The 16,499-nt window shown below is 66.0% G+C and carries 15 protein-coding genes and 1 pseudogene; 4 read left to right on the plus strand and 12 right to left on the minus strand.

From position 1 onward, the window contains the following. Nucleotides 1-23: 23 nt before the first annotated feature. The 5 genes from murJ to CRJ03_RS13435 form a co-directional block, all read right to left on the minus strand. Nucleotides 24-1,562, minus strand: coding sequence for a murein biosynthesis integral membrane protein MurJ (gene murJ / locus CRJ03_RS13415; protein ID WP_104019382.1), 1,539 nt, complete (start codon nt 1,560-1,562; stop codon nt 24-26). A gap of 146 nt (nt 1,563-1,708) precedes the next feature. After that, entirely contained in the window at nt 1,709-1,942 is a 234-nt protein-coding gene (locus tag CRJ03_RS13420; protein WP_104019383.1) for a Trm112 family protein, read from the minus strand. Beyond that, nucleotides 1,939-2,586: an LON peptidase substrate-binding domain-containing protein gene (locus CRJ03_RS13425; protein WP_104019384.1), complete on the minus strand. Its 648-nt coding sequence runs from the start codon at nt 2,584-2,586 to the stop codon at nt 1,939-1,941. The genes CRJ03_RS13420 and CRJ03_RS13425 overlap by 4 nt, the downstream gene beginning before the upstream one ends. Before the next feature lie 27 nt (nt 2,587-2,613). Beyond that, nucleotides 2,614-3,543: a thioredoxin family protein gene (locus CRJ03_RS13430; RefSeq protein WP_104019385.1), complete on the minus strand. Its 930-nt coding sequence runs from the start codon at nt 3,541-3,543 to the stop codon at nt 2,614-2,616. A gap of 53 nt (nt 3,544-3,596) precedes the next feature. After that, nucleotides 3,597-4,385 (minus strand): exodeoxyribonuclease III, encoded by a 789-nt coding sequence (locus CRJ03_RS13435; protein WP_104019386.1) that lies wholly within the window; start codon nt 4,383-4,385, stop codon nt 3,597-3,599. Between the two features lie 163 nt (nt 4,386-4,548). Here CRJ03_RS13435 and speB point away from each other — a divergent pair, with 163 nt between their 5' ends. Further along, nucleotides 4,549-5,523, plus strand: coding sequence for an agmatinase (speB, locus tag CRJ03_RS13440; RefSeq protein ID WP_104019387.1), 975 nt, complete (start codon nt 4,549-4,551; stop codon nt 5,521-5,523). 233 nt (nt 5,524-5,756) lie between these two features. Here the strand turns inward: speB and CRJ03_RS13445 are convergent, their stop codons facing one another. Then, entirely contained in the window at nt 5,757-6,443 is a 687-nt protein-coding gene (locus tag CRJ03_RS13445) for a response regulator transcription factor (RefSeq protein WP_104019388.1), read from the minus strand. Between the two features lie 157 nt (nt 6,444-6,600). Between CRJ03_RS13445 and ribA the strand changes: the two genes are divergently transcribed. Continuing rightward, nucleotides 6,601-7,692, plus strand: coding sequence for a GTP cyclohydrolase II (gene ribA / locus CRJ03_RS13450; protein ID WP_104019389.1), 1,092 nt, complete (start codon nt 6,601-6,603; stop codon nt 7,690-7,692). A 94-nt stretch (nt 7,693-7,786) separates the two neighbouring features. On the opposite strand, the pseudogene CRJ03_RS13455 reads toward ribA, so the two are convergent. Then, nucleotides 7,787-7,891, minus strand: a pseudogene (locus CRJ03_RS13455) (DUF3833 family protein); the annotation flags it as partial. Nucleotides 7,892-8,027: 136 nt separating this feature from the next. After that, nucleotides 8,028-8,807, minus strand: a complete 780-nt coding sequence (locus tag CRJ03_RS13460) for an SDR family oxidoreductase (protein ID WP_104019390.1) — start codon at nt 8,805-8,807, stop codon at nt 8,028-8,030. Between the two features lie 224 nt (nt 8,808-9,031). On the opposite strand from CRJ03_RS13460, the gene CRJ03_RS13465 reads away from it, so the two are divergent. Beyond that, on the plus strand, nt 9,032-10,033 hold the full coding sequence (locus CRJ03_RS13465) for a Hint domain-containing protein (RefSeq protein ID WP_104019391.1): 1,002 nt from the start codon (nt 9,032-9,034) through the stop codon (nt 10,031-10,033). A 55-nt stretch (nt 10,034-10,088) separates the two neighbouring features. After that, nucleotides 10,089-11,696 (plus strand): peptide chain release factor 3, encoded by a 1,608-nt coding sequence (locus CRJ03_RS13470; protein WP_104019392.1) that lies wholly within the window; start codon nt 10,089-10,091, stop codon nt 11,694-11,696. Nucleotides 11,697-11,725: 29 nt separating this feature from the next. On the opposite strand, the gene CRJ03_RS13475 is transcribed toward CRJ03_RS13470, so the two are convergent. From CRJ03_RS13475 to CRJ03_RS13490, 4 genes are all read right to left on the minus strand, one after another. Further along, nucleotides 11,726-12,322 (minus strand): NapC/NirT family cytochrome c, encoded by a 597-nt coding sequence (locus tag CRJ03_RS13475; RefSeq protein WP_104019393.1) that lies wholly within the window; start codon nt 12,320-12,322, stop codon nt 11,726-11,728. A 77-nt stretch (nt 12,323-12,399) separates the two neighbouring features. Beyond that, nucleotides 12,400-13,092 (minus strand): c-type cytochrome, encoded by a 693-nt coding sequence (locus CRJ03_RS13480; protein WP_165375317.1) that lies wholly within the window; start codon nt 13,090-13,092, stop codon nt 12,400-12,402. Between the two features lie 138 nt (nt 13,093-13,230). Beyond that, nucleotides 13,231-15,582 carry a TRAP transporter large permease gene (locus tag CRJ03_RS13485; RefSeq protein WP_104019395.1) on the minus strand — a complete coding sequence of 784 codons (2,352 nt, stop codon included), beginning with the start codon at nt 15,580-15,582 and terminating at the stop codon, nt 13,231-13,233. Between the two features lie 15 nt (nt 15,583-15,597). Continuing rightward, nucleotides 15,598-16,488 carry a TRAP transporter small permease subunit gene (locus CRJ03_RS13490; RefSeq protein WP_104019396.1) on the minus strand — a complete coding sequence of 297 codons (891 nt, stop codon included), beginning with the start codon at nt 16,486-16,488 and terminating at the stop codon, nt 15,598-15,600. Between the last annotated feature and the right edge of the window lie 11 nt (nt 16,489-16,499).

Below are 16,499 nucleotides of genomic sequence, written 5' to 3' on the forward strand. Positions count from 1 at the left end.
CGGACAGGCGCCGGGCTGATACGCTAGCGCCGCAGCTGCCCGCGCATCTCCTGCAGGCGGAACGCGCCCAGCCCCTGCCCAAAGAGCCCGTAGCTCACCACTCCGAGGCCGACCAGCAGCACCAGCGCCAGCCAGCGCCAGCCGCCCAGCGCGAGGAACGGGCCAAGAACCACCGCCGCACCCCACAGCACCACGCCCATCAGGCCCGCGGCCAGCACGATCCGCCACAGCCTGCGGCGGAACTGCGCGTCGAACCGCGCCACCTCGCCAAAGCGCTGCGCGCCAACCGCCAGTTGCCAAACCATAACCCAGGCGGCCACCGTGGTCGCCAGCGCCGCGGCGATCCAGCCCATGACCGGGGCGAGGCCAAAGGCGAGTGCGGCATTCACCACCATCGCCACCACAGCGTAGTGGAACGGGCGGCGTGTATCCTCGCGGGCGAAAAAGATCGGCTGCAAGATTTTCTGCAACACGAAGGCCGGAAGCCCCAGCCCGTAGATCGCCACGGCGAGCGCGGTTGCGGCGCTGTCATCGGCACCGAACGCGCCGCGCTCGAACAGCACCGAAACGAGCGGCAGCGGGATCGCCACCAGCGCCACGGCACACGGCACCGTCAGCGCCAGCGCCACCTCGCCGCCGCGCGACAGGGCATACCGCGCGCCGTCATCATCCCCGGTCTTGAGCCTGCGCGCCAGATCAGGCAGCAGAACGATCCCGACCGCGATTCCCACCACGCCCAGCGGCAACTGATAGAGCCGGTCGGCGGCGTAGAGCCAGCTCACTGCCTTGTCGGTCTGCGAGGCGACAAGCTGCCCCACCACGAGGTTGACCTGTATCACCCCCCCGGCCAGCGCCGCCGGGATGGCGACGCGCACGAGCTGCGCCATTTCTGGCGTCCAGCGTGGGCGCACGGGACGGATGCGCAGCCCCGCCCGCTCGGCGGCCACCCAAACGAGGACGAGCTGCGCCACCCCAGCCACCGGTACCGCCCAGACCAGCGCCTGCATCACCTCCCCGCCCATCCATGCCGCCGCCCCCATCGCTGTGATCAGCAACACATTGAGCAGCACGGGTGCTGCCGCGGCGGCAGCAAATCGCCCTGCGGCGTTGAGCGCCCCCGACAGAAGCGCCGCCAGCGAAATGAACAGGATATAGGGAAACACCACCCGCCCGTAATCCACCGTGACGCCAAAGCGCGCATCCCCCGCGAACCCTTCTGCGGTGGCCCAGACCAGCGCTGGCATGAACACCATCGCAAGACCCGTGAGCAGTGACACCACCAGCCCCAGCCCCGACAACGCGAGGCTCGCGAAGCCCAGCGGGTTATCGCCCGCTTCCAGCCGCTTGGAGAACATCGGCACGAACGCCGCGTTGAACGCCCCCTCGGCAAAGAATCGGCGGAACATGTTGGGCAGGCGGAACGCGGCAACGAAGGCATCCATCAGCACGCCGGGGCCGATCAGGCTCGCGATCATCACGTCGCGCACGAAGCCCAGCACGCGGCTCATCAGCGTCCAGCCACTGACGGTCAGGATACCTGAAAGCAGGCGGACGGGTCTCATCTGCGGGCCTTTGCGCTTGGGTCAGGCCGGTCTAGCCCATCGCCTGCGCCGCGAAAAGAGGGGTTGGTTCGGCACGACGACCGGCGACCAGGCCATCGTCATCCCGGCCCGAAGCGGCTGGCCTGAAAAGATCGCTCAGGCCGGCCTCAGTCGAGCCGCCTTGCCTCGTCGATCAGCATGACCGGGATGCCATTGCGGATCGGAAAGGCGAGCCCGGCAGACTTGCTGACAAGCTCCTGCCGCTCGGCATCGTATTCCAGCCGCCCGTGGGTCTGCGGGCACAGGAGCGCCTCGAGCATCCGCCGGTCGAAGCCGGGTCCGGACGCCTCGCTTTCCGAGGTGTCTTCGGGGGAATGCGGGGGATCGGTCCAATCGCTCATTGCACGATATCCTCGTTGTCGCCGCCGCGCAGCGCATATTCCAACAGCATTACCAGCGTCTCGCGCCTTGTAGCGAGCGACGGGGCCTCTAGCAGGGCCTGTTTCTCCTCGGGCTCGAATCCAAGCAGCATCGACAGCGAGTTGATAAGCAACTCGTCATCCGCCTGTTCGAGCGACTCCCAGTCGGTCTCGAGCGCGCGGGCGTTGAAATAGCGCGACAGCAGGTTCATGAACCCGTCTCGATCAAAGCCGGGATCGGTCTCTGTTGGGCCCATGTCGCGATCGAAACTGTCCCAGCAAACCCGCACCCGCCGGTAGGGAGTAAAGCCCTCGACCTCCTCGGTCATGCGGAACCGCGACAGCCCGGTGAGGGTGATCATGTAGCGCCCGTCCTCCGTCTCGGAGAATTGCGTCACCCGGCCCACACAACCGATCCTGTGCAGCCCGGTGCAGCCGTCGCGGCCCGGCGCGGGGTTTGGCTGCACCATGCCGATGAGGCGCTCGCGCGTCTTGAGCACATCCTCGAGCATCGCGAGGTAGCGCGGCTCGAACAGGTGAAGGGGCAGCCGCGCGCGCGGCAGCAGCAGCGCACCGGGCAGCGGAAATACGGGGATGATCTCGGGGAGATCGAAACGCTGTGCCATGAGGGGTAGTCTAGCCCGGCGACGCGCTCAGGCAAATATCATCGAGCTGAGCTTGCGCCGACCGGCAATCAGGATCGGATCGTTGGGCTTCAGTGCCTCGAAGATGGTGAAGAGCTGCGCCTTGGCCGCACCGTCGTTCCACTCGCGGTCGCGGCGAAAAAGCTCGAGCAACTCGTCCACCGCCTCCTGCACCTGGCCTCCGGCATAAAGCGCGGTGGCAAGATCGAACCGCGCCTGATGGTTGTCGGGATCGGCCTCGATGGCAGCGCGCAGATCGTCCACCGGGCCCGCGTCCTGCGCCTGCCGGGCAAGCGCAATCTTCGCATGCGCGGCCTCTATCTCCGGGGTCGAGGCGATCTCTGCCGGGGCACCGTTGAGGATCGCCTCCGCCTGGTCGAGATCGCCCGCTGCCACCTGCACCTGCGCCATGCCGGCAAAGGCGCGCGCGTTCTTGCCGTCCTCTTGCACCACGGCGGCGAAGGTTTGCATCGCGTCAGTGAGCGCGCCGGTCTCGAGCATCTCGTCGGCTGCGTCGAGCGCCGCGTCGAGTCCGCCTTCGCCGTCATCACCCGCGGCCCCGCCCGCCGCCTCGATCACGCGGTTCACGAAGGCATCGACCTCCGATTGCGGCAGCGCCCCCTGGAAGCCGTCGATCGGCTGGCCTTGCCAGAACGCATAGACCGTGGGCAGCGACTGGATGCGCAGTTGCCCGGCAATGGCCTGGTTGCGATCCACGTCCACCTTGGCCATCCGCACCTTGCCGCCCGCACGGGTCACGGCAGCCTCAAGCGCGGGGCCCAGCGTCTTGCACGGGCCACACCACGCGGCCCAGAAATCGACGATCACCGGCACCTTCTGGCTGGCCTCGATCACCTCGGCCATGAAATCCGCCTCATTCACGTCGCGGACGAGATCGCCCGCCGCGGGACCGTTCGCGGTTTTGCCCAGTTCCAGCATGTCGAGACTCCCTCTATCCGAATGCACCCTATATGTGGGCGCGTTCCCCGCTGTCAAAGATCAAATGTCGCAAACACCGGCGCGTGATCCGAGGGCTTCTCCCAGCCGCGCGCGGCACGCAGGATGCGGCTGGAATGGCCCGCCTCGCGGATGTCGCGGCTCGCCCAGACGTGATCGAGCCGACGGCCCTTGTCGGCGGCGTCCCAGTCGCGCGCGCGGTAGCTCCACCAGCTATAGAGCTGCCCCTCGGGGATGTTGGCGCGGGTGACGTCGTGCCAGCCTCCCGCCTCCATCGCGGTCCCGAGGTGATCCACCTCCACCGGCGTGTGGCTCACCACCTTCAGCAATTGCTTGTGCGACCACACGTCATCCTCCCGCGGCGCGATGTTGAGGTCGCCCACGAGGATGGACTTTTCCGGGCGCTCCTGCCCGAAGAAATCGCGCATGTCTGTCAGGTAGTCGAGCTTCTGTCCGAATTTCGCGTTTACCTCGCGGTCGGGCACGTCGCCGCCGGCGGGGACGTAAAAATTGTGGACGGTCACGCCGTTCTCCAGTCGCCCGGCGATGTGTCGGGCATGGCCCAGCCCCGCGAAATCGAGGCTTCCGGCCTCCTCGATGGGCAACCGCGACAGAATCGCCACGCCGTTATAGCCTTTCTCGCCCCGCGCGATCATGTGGGGATAGCCGAGGGCCGCGAAGATCGAGGCGGGGATCTTCTCCACCGGGCTCTTGCATTCTTGCAGGCACAGCACGTCCGGCCCCTCCTCGCGCAAGAGCCGTGCGACGAGATCCGCGCGCAGCCGCACCGAGTTGATGTTCCAGGTGGCGACGGTAAGGGGCATGGGCTTTCGGTCCTGTTTTTCTACTTGGCGCAGACCTACGGCCCCTCGGGCGCGACGTCCACCCCCGTTGACCGCCCGGCCCCGCAAGCGGGCAATCCCGGTTTACACGGGGTCGGACGCGGGGCAATCTCGGGCGCAGTCTCCGCCGCCTGAGAGGATCCCCATGACCGACAGCACCAGCGTCACGCCCACCGACAGCGATCTGGCCTTCACCCGCAAGGAGGCGCACGGCACCATCGCCGAGCCCGCCTACGCCGGCGCGCTCAGCTTCATGCGCCGCCGCTATACCCGCGATCTGGCCGGCGCCGACGTGGCGGTGATGGGCGTGCCCTTCGATCTGGCGGTATCGGGGCGGTCGGGCGCGCGGCTGGGGCCGCGGGCGGTGCGCGCCGCGTCCTCCCATATCGCGTGGTCGGCGCCGTGGCCGTGGGCGTTCGACCCGTTCGAGCGGCTCGCGGTGGTGGATACCGGCGACTGCTTTTTCGATCCCGGCTATCCGGCGCAGGTGCCCGAGGCCATCGCGCAGGCCGCGCGCGACGTGCTGGCCAGCGACACCGCGCTCCTGACGCTGGGCGGCGATCACTTCATCACCTGGCCGCTGCTGAAGGCCCATGCCGAGAAACACGGGCCGCTCTCGCTGATCCAGATCGACGCGCATTCCGACACCTGGGAGGACGAACCCGGCCGCATCGACCACGGCACGATGATCTGGCACGCGGTGCGCGAAGGTCTGATCGTGCCCGAGACATCCGTGCAGGTGGGCATCCGCACCCACAATCCCGACCCGCTGGGCGTGCACGTGATCGACGCGCGCGAAGTGCACCTATCGGACCCGCGGTCAGTGGCGGGCCGCGTGCGCGACATCGTCGGCGACCGGCCCTGCTACCTCACCTTCGACATCGACGCGCTCGACCCGTCGATGGCGCCAGGCACCGGCACGCCGGTGGTGGGCGGGCTTTCGACCTTCCAGGCGCAGGAAATCCTGCGCGGGCTGGAAGGGATCGCGCTCCGGGGCATGGACGTGGTCGAGGTGACGCCTGCCTACGATGTCTCGGAAATAACCGCGCTGGCGGCGGCGACGCTCGCCTGCGACCTGCTGTGTCTCTACGCCGCCGGGCGCGAATTGAGGTCGGGCTAGCAGGTGGCCTGATCCTGCCATACTGGCCCTGGCCCCGGCGCGGCCGATGCCAACCACCGTTTCGGGCCAGCCCCCGCCCCCGGATCAGCTCTTCGTTCCCTTTAAAACAAAGGGCCCCGGGCGATGCCGGGGCCAGTCCAACAGGGAGGTTCACGTTTTACCGTAGGTGAACGATACCACACATATCATAGAATCCAGATATGCCTTTGATCGAGGTCAAGCGACCGTGACCTTTAAACCACAAGGCGATAGCCGCCCGACTCGGTTACCAGAAGGCGAGCGTTGCCCGGGTCGGGCTCGATCTTCTGGCGCAGCCGGTAGATATGCGTCTCAAGCGTGTGGGTCGTCACCCCGGCATTGTAGCCCCAGACCTCGTGCAGCAGCACATCGCGCGGCACCACGCCCTCGGGCGAGCGATACAGGAACTTCAGGATGTTGGTTTCCTTCTCCGTCAGGCGCACCTTGCGGTCCTCCTCGGTGATGAGCATCTTCATCGCCGGCTTGAACGTGTAAGGACCAAGCTGAAAGATCGCGTCCTCCGACTGCTCGTGCTGGCGAAGCTGTGCGCGGATGCGCGCGAGCAGCACCGGGAACTTGAACGGTTTTGTGACATAATCGTTGGCGCCCGCGTCGAGGCCGAGAATCGTGTCGGCATCGCCGTCATGCCCTGTCAGCATGAGGATGGGCGCGCGCACCCCCTGCTTGCGCATCAGGCGGCACAATTCGCGCCCGTCGGTATCCGGCAGGCCGACATCGAGAATGATGAGATCATAAATCATGTCCTTGGCCCGGGCCATCGCCTCGGCGGCGGTCGCGGCCTCGAACACGTCGAAATCCTCGGTCATCACGAGTTGTTCACCCAGCGCCTCGCGCAGGTCGTCATCGTCATCGACAAGCAGTATCTTCTTGACTTGGGCCATGATGAGTTCCTCTTCCTGTCCGCCAAGATGCGCAAGCCGCACGCGCCCGGCAAGAGGCTCGTCACAGCTTTCACGGCCACGTGTTACCGCGCGAGCCGTTCTTTGCATTTCGTTACAATATACGCTACCGCAAAGAGCGATATGCCGGAGAGTCCTGATGAGCCTCGCCCCCGACCTGACCGAAACCGTCGCGCGCGCGCGCGGAGACCTGCGTATGGGCGTGCCGGTGGTGCTGCGCGGCCCACACGGCGCGGCGCTGGTGCTGGCGGCCGAAACGCTCGATGCCCAGCGGCTTGCGGATGTGCAGGCGCTGGGCGGCACGCCGGTACTCGCCATCACCGCACGGCGTGCCGCGACACTCAAGGCGCGCGCCTACGATGGTGATCTCGCACGGGTGGTGCTGCCACCCGATGCGCGGCTGTCGTGGGTGCTGGCGGTGGCCGACCCGGCCGACGATCTCAAGACCCCGATGAAGGGCCCGCTCGAGAGCGACCGCGGCGGTGACGCGGGCCTGCACCGTCTGGCGCTCACGCTGGTGAAATCGGCTCGATTGCTGCCCGCGGCGGTACTGCTCGACCTGTCCGACGGCGCGGACTTTGCCGCGCGGCACGGCCTGACGGTACTCGACGCCGCCGCCGCCGCGCCGCACCTTGTCGAGACCAGCCCGATGCACCCGGTGGTCAGCGCGCGCCTGCCGCTTTCGGTGTCAGAGGCAGGACGTCTGCACGTATTCCGCCCCGAGGATGGCGCCGAGGAGCACTACGCGGTCGAAATCGGACAGCCCCGGCGCGACACACCGGTTCTCGCACGGCTGCATTCGGCCTGTTTCACGGGCGACCTGCTGGGCAGCCTGAAATGCGATTGCGGCCCGCAACTGCGCGGCGCGCTGGCGCAGATGGGGGCCGAGGGGGCGGGCGTGCTGCTCTATCTCAACCAGGAGGGGCGCGGCATCGGTCTCGCCAACAAGATGCGCGCCTACAGCCTCCAGGATCAGGGCTTCGACACGGTCGAGGCCAATCACCGGCTGGGATTCGAGGATGACGAACGCGACTTCCGCATCGGCGCGGACCTGCTTCGCCGGATGGGATTCTCCTCGGTGCGCCTGATGACCAACAACCCCGCCAAGCTCGCGATGATGGCGCAGAACGGTATCTCGGTGACCGAACGCGTGCCGCTCCGGCTCGGCGAGACCGACCACAACCGGGCCTATCTCGCGACCAAGGCGGCGAAATCAGGGCATATGCTGTAAGGGCGCGACGTGGTCTTTTGCTGCCATTCGGTTCTTGGGCCCGGCGCGGAATCGAGGGCGAAGCCCGCCGCACCATCTCCAGGCCGAAGGCCCCCTACCCCCGCTTCTCAAACCAGATGATCACCTCGCCGATCTCCACGCCCAGCTTGTCCATGTAGGCGCGGTTGAGCACGCGGTCCTCGCCAACCTGCCACATCCAGTCGTCGAAGCGCGGGCCGCCCGGCGCAGCGCGCGAGCATCAGGACAAGACAGACGGCAATGACGCCACGCATGCGACCTCTCCCCGACCAGATTTCGGGGGAGCTAATCCGCCGCCCCGCGCGGGCAAGCCCGGCTCACAGCGTGGCGTTCACCGCTCCGCCATCGAGCAGGATGTTCTGCCCGACGATGAAGCCCGCGTGCTGGCTGCACAGGAACGCACATGCGGCGCCGAACTCCTCCGGCGTGCCGTAGCGGCCCGCGGGGATGGTGGCGCAGCGCTTCTTCTTGGCCTCGTCCAGCGTGATGCCCTCGCGCTCGGACACGCCGGTATCGAGCGCCACGGCCCGGTCGGTGGCGTGGATGCCGGGCAGCAGGTTGTTGATTGTCACGCCCTTGCCGGCCACCTGCCGCGAGGTACCCGCGACATAGCCGGTCAGCCCGGCGCGCGCCGAGTTCGACAAGCCGAGGATCGCGATGGGCGATTTCACCGATTGCGAGGTGATGTTGACCACCCGGCCCCAGCCGCGCTCCATCATCCCCGGCACCAGCGCCTTGATGAGCGCGATAGGCGCCAGCATGTTGGCGTCCAGCGCGGCGATAAAATCCTCGCGGTCCCAGTCGGTCCACATGCCCGGCGGCGGGCCGCCCGCATTGTTGACGAGGATATCCACCGCGCCAGCCTCGGCAAGCACCGCGGCGCGGCCCTCCTCGGTGGTGATATCGGCGGCCACGGTGGCGACCTCGACTCCAAAATCCGCGCGAATCACCGACGCCGAAGCCTCCAGCGCCTCGGCGCCGCGCGCGTTCATCACCAGATGAACGCCCGCCTCGGCAAGCGCCCGCGCACAGCCCAGCCCAAGCCCCTTCGACGCGGCACAGACCAGCGCCCTCTTGCCACGAATTCCCATGTCCATTGCGTTTCCCCTTCCTTGTTCACCGAGAATTAACACTACGGGGCGCAGGATGACCAGCGGGCCGCACCTCCGGCCTGCCCTGCTTTTGCCTGCTTGCCGGGAAATCTTGCCGAAATCGACCAGAACGTGCCACAATCGTGCCCTAGCTTAATCGTGACCTAGCTTAACGGCATCGCGGACGGTATCGACGCCGCACGCCTGCACAGCCCCGACCCGGACACCTCATGACCACGCCCGCACCACGCCCCGCGCAATTCGTCAACGTTTTCGAGGCCGCCGATCTGCGCGTGGTCAGCGGGGCCAATCTCGGCGACGCGCTGTCCTTTGCTGCCGAGCTCGATCTCGATGACATTTACGAACTCGGGCCGCGCGCCCGCGCCCGGCGCCTTGGTCTCGTGATGGAGGGGGCCGGCCCGTTCCGCGTGGGCGAAGGCTCGGAAATCGGCACCCCCGGCGCGCCGCTGCACCTCGATTGCTGCCTCACGCTGATGCCTGCCACCGGCAGCGTGGCCGAAGTGCTGATCTTCGTCGAGACCGATGACGAGGCGCGCGTCACCAATGTCTATGCCATGCCGCTGGCGCACATGGCCCCGCGCACAGGATACGCCCTGGTGCGGGTCGAGCGCGATACTGCGCGGCAACGATTCGCGCAGGCGGCCTGCGTCTCCTTTACCCGCGGAACACGGATCACGATGGCCACGGGCGCGCAGAAACCGGTCGAGACGCTCCAACCCGGCGACATGGTGCTTACCCGCGACGAGGGCGCGCAGCCGCTGCGCTGGATCGGGCAGACCACGCTGCGCGCCATCGGCGATTTCGCCCCGGTGCGCATCCGGGCGGGCGCCCTCAACAACGATGGCGACTTGCTGGTCAGCCCCGATCACCGCCTGTTCATCTACCAGCGCGACGACGCTGTCGGGGCCGGGCGACGCGAAGTGCTGGTGCGCGCGCGCCACCTGGTCAACGGTGACAGCGTGCGCATCGAGACCGGCGGCCATGTCGATTATGTCCAGCTTCTGTTCGACCGGCACCAGATCATCTTTGCCGAGGGGATAGCCGCCGAAACCCTGCTGCTCGACCCGCGCACGCGCTCGGCGCTGCCTGCCGAGTTGCTGCCCGACACGCCCGGCCACGAAACCCCCGCGCACCTGCAGTTCGAGATCGGGCGCGCCCTGCTCGACCACCCGGACGCCGCCGACCTTCTGCGCCGCGCCTCGCTACGCTGACAGGCGGCCCCAAGGGCCATTGCGCCCCACGAGACGCGCCACTATACGGCGGGCCATGCTGGACCAGAGCCCCAACCGCCCCGCCCTGCCGCCCGAGATCGCGCGCCGCCGCACCTTCGCGATCATCTCGCACCCGGATGCGGGCAAGACCACGCTGACCGAGAAATTCCTGCTCTATGGCGGCGCGATCCAGATGGCCGGTCAGGTCCGCGCCAAGGGCGAGGCCCGGCGCACCCGGTCGGATTTCATGCAGATGGAAAAGGACCGGGGCATTTCCGTCTCGGCCTCGGCCATGTCCTTCGATTTCAAGGAATTCCGCTTTAATCTCGTGGACACGCCGGGCCACTCTGACTTCTCCGAAGATACCTACCGCACGCTGACGGCCGTGGATGCCGCGGTGATGGTGATCGACGGCGCCAAGGGGGTAGAGAGCCAGACGCGCAAGCTGTTCGAGGTCTGCCGGATGCGGGACCTGCCGATCCTGACCTTCTGCAACAAGATGGACCGCGAGGCCCGCGACACATTCGAGATCATCGACGAAATCCAGGAGATGCTTGCCATCCACGTCACGCCCGCAAGCTGGCCCATCGGGCAGGGGCGCGATTTCCTGGGCTGCTACGACATGCTCCACGACCGGCTTGAACTGATGGACCGCGCCGACCGCAACCGCGTCGCCGAAACCATCGAGATCAAGGGGCTGGATGATCCCAAAATGGCCGACCACGTGCCGCCCGCCCTGCTGGACAAGCTGCGCGAGGATGTCGAGATGGCGCGTGAGCTCTTGCCTCCGCTCGACGCGCAGGCCGTGCGCGAGGGGCACATGACGCCCATATGGTTCGGCTCGGCGATCAACTCCTTCGGCGTGCGCGAGCTGATGCAGGGGATCGGCGCCTACGCCCCCGAACCGCAGCCACAGCGCGCCACCCCCCGCCAGATCGCCCCCGAAGAGGACAAGGTCACCGGCTTCGTGTTCAAGGTGCAGGCCAACATGGACCCGCGCCACCGCGACCGCGTGGCCTTTCTCCGCCTCGCCTCGGGGCATTTCCGGCGCGGGATGAAGCTCACCCACGTGCGCGCGAAGAAGCCGATCACCGTCTCCGCCCCGGTGCTGTTTCTCGCCGCCGACCGGGAACTCGCCGAAGAGGCCTGGGCGGGCGACATCATCGGTATCCCCAACCACGGGCAGTTGCGCATCGGCGACACGCTGACCGAGGGCGAGAACCTGCGCGTCAGCGGCATCCCCTCCTTCGCACCGGAACTGTTGCAACAGGCCCGCGCAGGCGACCCGATGAAGGCCAAGCACCTGGAAAAGGCGCTGATGCAATTCGCCGAGGAGGGCGCGGCCAAGGTGTTCAAGCCCGCCTTCGGCTCGGGCTTCATCGTCGGCGTGGTGGGGCAGTTGCAGTTCGAGGTTCTGGGCAGCCGGATCGAGCTGGAATACGGGCTACCGGTGCGCTTGGAGGGCTCGCAGTTCACCTCGGCGCGCTGGGTCACCGGCCCGCGCGACAAGGTCGAGGCGTTCATCGCCGCCAACAAGCAACACATCGCCCACGACCATGACGGCGACGTGGTCTATCTCACGCGGCTGCAATGGGATATCGACCGGGTCGAACGGGATTACCCGGAGGTGACACTCTCGGCGACCAAGGAGATGATGGTCTGACGCGCGGCCACGGGGCCGCGCGACCAGCGTCAATCGTCGCGTTCAACCTTGGGCAGGTTGTGAGCGATGCCCTTGTGACAGTCGATGCAGGTTGACGATCCGTCCGGCGCATGGCCTTCAATGGCCACCACCTCCATCTTTTCGCGCGCCCGGCGTCCCTGCTTCTCGAAATCCATCGCCTCGAAGCTATGACAGTTGCGGCATTCACGGGAATCCGTGCGCGTCATCGCCGCCCAGACATGGTTGGCCATTTCCTCGCGCTTGGCCTCGAATTTCTCCGGCGTGTCGATAGTGCCGCGCACCTTGTGCCAAAGCTCGTTGGTGGCCTGGATCTTGCGCACCACCTTGGGCCCCCAGGCGTGGGGCACATGGCAATCCGAGCAGACGGCGCGGACGCCCGAGGCGTTCTTGTAGTGCACGCTGGTCTTGTATTCCTGGTAGACGGTGTCACGCATCTCATGGCAGGAGACGCAGAATTCCAATGTGTTCGTCGCCTCCATCGCGGTATGGAATCCGCCCCAGAAGATGATGCCGCCAATACCACCGATCACCAGCAACACGCCCTGCCCGATCAGTACACTGGGCCGCGTGAACCAGTGCCATAGCCGCTTGATAAGTCGTATCATTGCCGTTTTTCCCGCAAACAAGAACATTCCCGGGCGCAACAGGCTGCGCCCGGCCAGACGATGTCATGCTGAGGCGATTACTGCTCTGGCAGTTCCGCGTCGATATAGGCGATGACGTCCGCCGCGATCTGATGGTCGATGGCACGCAGGGCCGGCATTGTCTCGCCGGGTTGGCCGTTGAGCACCTTGTGCATCAACTCCCACGGGTTTCCGGTAAGCGAGCCGAGCGGTGGCATCTCCTTGGGTTCCTTGCCGTCGGCACCGTGGCAATTGGCGCAAACCGTAGCATAGACCTGCTTGCCGTTCTCGACATCACCTACGATCTTGCCGTCCTCGATGTAATCGCCGTAATTGCTCTGCCCGGAAACGACGAAATTCGCCAGATCGGTCAGATCCTCTTCATAGAGATAGTCGCCATAGCCGTGTCCCGGCCCTGCGAGAAGCGCCACGACGGCCGCCGGATCGCCACCCTTCATGCCGTTTATGCCCTTGATACCGCTGAAATGCTTGCCGCTGCTATAGGCCCCATCGGCGCCCATGCCATCCCAGCCGTGGCATTCCTTGCAACGCCAGTTCGATTTGGCCTTGTCGGCGTATGTCGCATCAGCGGGATAGAGCTTGTGCGACTCGGCCGGTGGCTCTTCCTTGATCACTTTATACCATTTGTCATAAAGTTTCCCGCCACGCGCGATCGAACCCTGATCGGCAGCAAAGCTGGCCGACGCGCCCAACATCCCGACGCCAATAGCGAGCGCCGCCAGTTGCGGCAATCTCCTGTTACTTAAAGAACCCATCATAACCTCCAGTGTATCACTGACCCTGCCCCCCGGGACAGGCGCCATGAAGGAAATGTTAAACGGACCACTTAACCTTTGTAATTGATGCACATCATTGTCACCGGTGGCGCCTCACCTCATGAGGTCCGGCAGGATCGTCACGATATCGGGGAAGAACCACAGGATCGCCAGCCCCACCACCTGTATCAGCACGAAGGGAAACACCCCCGCATAGATATGCCCGGTCGTCACCCCCCTCGGTGCCACCCCGCGCAGGTAGAAAAGCGCGAAGCCGAAGGGCGGTGTCAGGAACGAGGTCTGCAGGTTCACCGCGATCATGATCGTCACCCATTTCGGGTCGAAACTGCCGCCATAGATCACCGGGCCGACGATCGGGATCACGATGTAGATGATCTCGAGAAAGTCGAGCACGAAGCCGAGGAAGAACAGCACCAGCATCACGATCAGGAACACCTTGAACTCGTTGTCAAAGCTCATGAGGAATTGCTGGATGTAATGCTCGCCACCGAACGAGATGACCACGAGGTTGAGAAGCTGCGAGCCGATCAGGATGGTGAACACCATGCTCGTGACCTTGGCGGTCTCGCGCACCACCGGGCTGAGCACGCCGCCGGTAAAGAGCACCCAGCAGGCAAATAGCAGGCCGAAGAGCGCGTAGAGATAGGCACCATAGGCAAAGATGAACGCCACCCAGGATTCGAAACCGACCTCCTCCATATTGATCCGCAGGTCAAAATTGATGCCGATGAGGATCGCCAGCACGATCGCCAAGGTGGAGAACAGGATGATCCGCGGCGAGCGGTCCTGGTCACGCAGCTTGCGGTAGGCAGCCAGCATGATCGCCCCGCCCGCGCCAAGCGCGGCGGCGGGGGTGGGGTTGGTGATGCCGCCCAGGATCGAGCCCAGCACCGCCACGATCAGCACCAGCGGCGGGAACACAACGCGGATGAGCTCGTTACCCGCCAGCCGCACCGCGCCATGGGCGCAGCCGTAGAGGGCAAGCCCCATCGGGATCGCGAGGATCAGCCATGTCGCCCCCGAGGACATCGTCGCCGGGATGAGGAGAATATCGGCCAGAAGCCCCAGCACGATGCCGAGCGCGCCGACGAGCAGCGGCGCCGGCGAGGCCGAGGGCGACACACCCCGCGCCAGCGCCAGCACCAGCCCGAGCATCACCATGATCGTGGCCACGCCGGTTCCGATAGGCGCGGCATTCGCCGCCTTCTCGGCGCGCAACTCGACGATCCGCTCGGGGCTGAGGCGCACGCTCTGTTCCACCCCGCCTGCCTCGTCGATGGCCTTTTGCTCGGCGACCGCGTCGTCCCAGGCCGCCTGTCCGTGCAGATCGATCATCGAGGCGCGGCACTCGTCGCTCACATTGGTCCGCAGCGAGGCCGTCTCACCCATGTCGGTGAACGTATCCACCCGCAGGCCCTGCGAGCCGACCACGCCCAGCGACGACAGCAGCATCGAGCCCGCGATGAGCGCCACCGGCACCCCGGCGAACCAGGTGAATCGTTCGGCGCGGGTGATCGGCTCGCCGCCGCCATCGGCAAGCTGTACCGCCGGGGCCTTCGAAGGGTTCACCAGCGCGTAGCCAAAGGCATAGAGCGCATAGAGCAGCGCCAGCAGGATGCCGGGCAAGAGCGCCGCCTGGAAAAGCGTGCCCACCGACACCACGGCGGGCTCGCCCAGGTAGGTGAGCGCGTCCGAGCAGCCGGCAAGCTGCGCGCGGTTCTCCTGCGCCACGGAATAGAGATCGCCCGCCAGCGTGCCCAGAAGCACGATCACGATCGACGGCGGGATGATCTGCCCCAGCGTGCCCGAGGCCGCGATCACCCCGGTAGCGATCTGCGGCGAATAGCCGTTGCGCAGCATGGTTGGTAGGCTCAGAAGCCCCATCGTCACCACCGTCGCGCCCACGATCCCGGTCGAGGCGGCGAGGAACGCGCCCACCACCACCACCGACACCGCGAGGCCCCCGGGCAACGGCCCGAACACCCGCGCCATCGTGGTGAGCAGGTCGTTGGCGATCTTGGACCGCTCCAGCGTGATGCCCATCATCACGAACATCAGCACCGCGAGCAGCGTCTCGATCGCCGCGCCCGCCAGAACGCGCTCGTTGATGCGATTGACGATGAACGAGATATTGCGGTCGAGCGCCGTCTCCCAGCCCTGCGGGAACACCGGCATGCCGCTACGCGGCAGCTCGGGGTACCGGAAGATCGAGATGGACTCGGGCCGCGCGCCACCGGCGACGAGGGCGTTATACGCCTCGCTCGACGTGTCGATGGCCTGGTGAATCAAGAGCCCCGCGCTGTCGAGCCCGGCGATGATCGCGAAGGAAACGATCCCGGCGCCGCCGATGGCGAAGGCCACCGGAAAACCCGAGAGTATCCCCCCGAACAGGCACAGGAACACGATGATCAGGCCGATCTCGACGCCGTCAAGTCCGAATAGCATGTCTCACCCGCCCCTTTAATGCGTGCCTTCATAGGCTTCTTCGCCCTCGCCCAGCGTGTCGCGGTCGAGGTATCTGTCGGTGCTTTCCAGCCCCTCGCGGTATTCCAGCAGCGAGCGCCAGAAGAACGCCATCGCATGCAGGAAGATCATGCCGGCGAAGAACACAAGCAGCACCTTGAACAGGAAATACCCGTTGAACCCGTTGGGGCTGAACCCGATGGTTTCGACGTTCCAGCGCAGCGCCCGCGCCTTCAGTAGCAGCCGGTCAATGGTGTCAGAGGCCGATGGCTTGGGCACGATCAGGTGCCGCCAGAGGAAGAACCAGCCATACATCCAGATGAGCACCGCCATCGGCATCATGAAGACGAGGCTGCCCACCATGTCGATCCCCCGCTTGGCACGGTGGCTGACCTGGGCATAGATCAGGTCCACCCGCACATGCCCGCCCTGCACGAAGGTGTAGGTACAGCACAGCGCCACCACCATGGCGTTGTAGAGCTTGAGTTCCTCGGCCCACCAACTGATGTCGAATTCCAGCGGTATGCCCACGCCCAGAACGATGTCAGGCCGCGCAAATATCCGCTGAACGAAAACGATGACGATCTGCTGGATCACCATAACGAGGCCCGCCCAGGCCACGAGGCGGCCTACCGTGTTGGCAAAGCCCTCAAGGCCGCGTACGCAGGCCCACATCACGCCCTTGCGCCAGATGCCGATGCCGGTCAGCACGAGGAAGGTGGTGAATACCACGAAGAAGAACTCGACCGATCCGCCGTAATAAACCACCCGCATGATGGCCTGCTTGTCGGACCAGTCGAGCCAGAGGCCCGGATGCGTGACCGCGTAGCCAAAGTTCACGAAGGCCATTGCGACGTTCTGGAAAAACCACAGGACTGCGTCGATCATGTTTCCCCCTC

The sequence above is a fragment of the Roseovarius nitratireducens genome, from assembly GCF_002925845.1.
In the GTDB taxonomy this organism is placed as follows: Bacteria; Pseudomonadota; Alphaproteobacteria; order Rhodobacterales; family Rhodobacteraceae; genus Roseovarius; species Roseovarius nitratireducens.

Coding starts and splice junctions, on each gene's coding strand:
- murJ (WP_104019382.1), bottom strand. CDS start 1,562: ATGAGACCCGTCCGCCTGCTTTCAGGTATCCTGACCGTCAGTGGCTGG.
- CRJ03_RS13420 (WP_104019383.1), bottom strand. CDS start 1,942: ATGAGCGATTGGACCGATCCCCCGCATTCCCCCGAAGACACCTCGGAA.
- CRJ03_RS13425 (WP_104019384.1), bottom strand. CDS start 2,586: ATGGCACAGCGTTTCGATCTCCCCGAGATCATCCCCGTATTTCCGCTG.
- CRJ03_RS13430 (WP_104019385.1), bottom strand. CDS start 3,543: ATGCTGGAACTGGGCAAAACCGCGAACGGTCCCGCGGCGGGCGATCTC.
- CRJ03_RS13435 (WP_104019386.1), bottom strand. CDS start 4,385: ATGCCCCTTACCGTCGCCACCTGGAACATCAACTCGGTGCGGCTGCGC.
- speB (WP_104019387.1), top strand. CDS start 4,549: ATGACCGACAGCACCAGCGTCACGCCCACCGACAGCGATCTGGCCTTC.
- CRJ03_RS13445 (WP_104019388.1), bottom strand. CDS start 6,443: ATGGCCCAAGTCAAGAAGATACTGCTTGTCGATGACGATGACGACCTG.
- ribA (WP_104019389.1), top strand. CDS start 6,601: ATGAGCCTCGCCCCCGACCTGACCGAAACCGTCGCGCGCGCGCGCGGA.
- CRJ03_RS13460 (WP_104019390.1), bottom strand. CDS start 8,807: ATGGACATGGGAATTCGTGGCAAGAGGGCGCTGGTCTGTGCCGCGTCG.
- CRJ03_RS13465 (WP_104019391.1), top strand. CDS start 9,032: ATGACCACGCCCGCACCACGCCCCGCGCAATTCGTCAACGTTTTCGAG.
- CRJ03_RS13470 (WP_104019392.1), top strand. CDS start 10,089: ATGCTGGACCAGAGCCCCAACCGCCCCGCCCTGCCGCCCGAGATCGCG.
- CRJ03_RS13475 (WP_104019393.1), bottom strand. CDS start 12,322: ATGATACGACTTATCAAGCGGCTATGGCACTGGTTCACGCGGCCCAGT.
- CRJ03_RS13485 (WP_104019395.1), bottom strand. CDS start 15,582: ATGCTATTCGGACTTGACGGCGTCGAGATCGGCCTGATCATCGTGTTC.
- CRJ03_RS13490 (WP_104019396.1), bottom strand. CDS start 16,488: ATGATCGACGCAGTCCTGTGGTTTTTCCAGAACGTCGCAATGGCCTTC.